Origin of the sequence: Okeania sp. SIO2F4 (assembly GCF_010672385.1) — a bacterium.
Taxonomy (GTDB): domain Bacteria; phylum Cyanobacteriota; class Cyanobacteriia; order Cyanobacteriales; family Microcoleaceae; genus Trichodesmium.
On record NZ_JAAHGT010001147.1, the window covers coordinates 1 to 2674 of the forward strand.

The 2674-nt window shown below is 36.7% G+C and carries 2 protein-coding genes; both read right to left on the bottom strand.

Features of this window, described 5'->3' with window-relative positions; translation table 11 throughout:
- Positions 1 to 178 precede the first annotated feature (178 nt).
- Positions 179 to 2059 (bottom strand): ArsA family ATPase, encoded by a 1881-nt coding sequence (locus F6K22_RS38155; RefSeq protein WP_293110075.1) that lies wholly within the window; start codon positions 2057 to 2059, stop codon positions 179 to 181.
- An 85-nt stretch (positions 2060 to 2144) separates the two neighbouring features.
- Complete coding sequence (locus tag F6K22_RS38160; protein WP_293110077.1) at positions 2145 to 2414, bottom strand: DUF2442 domain-containing protein; 270 nt, start codon at positions 2412 to 2414, stop codon at positions 2145 to 2147.
- Positions 2415 to 2674: the final 260 nt, after the last annotated feature.

The window sequence follows — 2674 nt, forward strand, 5'->3', positions numbered from 1 at the left end:
TACTTTTTCAAGACCTAAAAAGGCTAAAACTTTTATCTGTCAATGTTTTTAGATTTAATCAGCAAGCCCTAATTAGTTATTTATAGCTAAGAAAGAATTAGTTAGGACATAGACTAATGATGAATCTTAGACTAGGAAATGTTTTCCCAACTATTCCCTATTCCCTATTCCCTATTCCCTAAAATAAATAATTAGCTGCTCCTTTAATTTGTTCCATAGGTTCAATTGAACGAGGTAACATTGGCATACAAACAACTTTTGCCTCCGGAAATTTATTGCTAGGAACAATGCTATTAGAGGTAAAACAATTTAAAACTACATAATTTTGTGCTATCTCCTTTTCTACAAGAGATTGATAAAGACGTTCTGCTTCGGCAATAACTCCAGTCTGTGGACGTATTACTCCAATAAATTCTGTTTTTTGTGAATCTTTCAGAATTTTTTGTGCATTAACTACCCGTTTCCGTAAAGTTCTTAAACGCCCCATAAATTCTGTTCGACCAATAATATCTTGATATTTTATCCATAGTTTAAAAATCCAACTTAACCAATCTTGCATGGCACTAGGCATTTCTAAAAAACGTAATAAATGACCAGTCGGAGCAGTATCTAAAATAATTAAATCTTCTTGGTTTTCCTCCAACAATTCAATTACTGTTAATAAGGATAATATTTCATCAATACCAGGTAAAGCTTGCTCAACAATTTGACGCCATCCCTGGGGAGCAAATGCCATTTCAAAAGATGCTGAATTATCGGGTTTTTCCCCACTCATTATTTCTGCTAATTCCCACAAATAATCTTCTCGAAATTTGTCAAGAACTCGATTTGCTTCTACTTCTTGTCCTTTGAGGTTAGTATTAATTATAGATGGTTCATGGCTTAGATTTAAACCAAAAGCATCTCCTAAAGAATGAGCAGGATCGATAGAAACTGTTCTAATTTGACTTTCGGGATGTCGTTGTGCCATTTCCCAACCAATGGCAGCAGCTATAGTAGTTTTCCCTACGCCTCCTTTTCCCCCAATAATTAATAAACGTCTACCCTCTTCGATAAAGTCGGTAAAACCAGGAGGAATTTTTTCCGGCCATTTGATATTTACTTCCCCAGAAGTTGAGAGTGGTAGACTTTCTGCTGGAGAAATTTGGTTTATTAGATTTTCTAAGGCAGTTATACCTAAAGGTTCAGATTTTTGTTGGGGTATCAGGTATACCGATTTTTCTCCTGCCAGTTCCATAAACTGACTAACTAACTTTCCTTGTTCCAGACAGCGATCGCCACTACTATCCTTATCTATAACAATTTGATTCACAAAAATCGCACCGTAAGGAATTTTCAGATTTTCCAAAGAATCTAAAAATCTCCTGGTCTCCTGAAAACTCATAGGTTCGGGTAGTGCCATAACTAAACACGCGGTCTTAGGAGACTCTTGTAATAAATGACGACCTGCTGCTAATTCGTCCTTAAGATTTTTTAATGTTTCATCCGCCTCATCTGGTGTATACTTACCCGCGAAACTTTCTTTAATGTAGCGATATTTCTGTTGAAAAAGTTCTAGGGAGTTGAGTAGGGTATCCAAAAAATCCATTAGTCGGAATAAGTTGAGAGTATGACCGCTCGGAGCCATATCTACTACTACTCGATTGACTACCTTTTCGTTACAGAGGCGTTGTATTTCCAGTAAACCCATTAATTCGTCTAATCCTGGCCAATCTAAATCCCAGACTGGGGTGAGGTCTTCCCCTTCCACAAAACTACCTCGTTCTACCAGTAATTCTAGGACATCGCCGTAACGTTGTTTAAAATCTTCGAGCAGGAGATTAGCATCTAAAGCTCTGACGGAAAGATTGGGTAAACTTTGTAAGGGTGTTGGTGTATCTGTGACTTGTATTTGCAGGACATCTCCTAAAGAGTGAGCAGGATCGGTAGAAATTAAGAGGATTTTTTCATCAGGGAATTTTTTCGCCCATTGGCAAGCAAAAGCACAAGAAGTTGTGGTTTTTCCCACACCTCCTTTGCCACTAAACATTGCTAAGTTTAGGTTATCAAAAAGTTCCATTAGTTTTTTTATGAATTAAAGGGAAGCAGACACAGATTTGGCCACGGATGTACGGATGAGGTGTTATTGGGAGCTATATCCATAATTATCTACTTAATTGATTAGGAATTGGTTCATTTGTCACAATAGAATACAAAACATCTGGATCTAAATCTGCCCCATTTTCCCAGTAAATTGTTCCCCATTCAGGATTAAGTTTGACAGTTTTAAAATAATTTATATCTTGTAATCTGGCAAAAATTGCCGTAAATTCTATTAGCTGACTAATATCAACAATTCCGTCTTTTCCATCTTCAAATTTAATATAAAGTAGATAGTTTTCTTGGTGACTAACTTCGGTAATGTCTTTCAACATAATTTACTTTATTTGTCATTGCGAGGGGGGATGGTAAAAGTGATTTCAGTTTTCTTTCAGACATACCCCCGAAGCCATCTCACTAGGTCAAATTTTGAGGAATAAACTGCTTCTATTTTGTCATTGCGAGGGGGATGGCAAAAGTTATTTCAGTTGTTTCTCAGACATACCCCCGAAGCAATCTAACTAACCAAAATTTCAACTAAGAGATTGCTTCTATTTTGTCATTGCGAGGGGGGATGGTAAAAGTGATTTCAGTT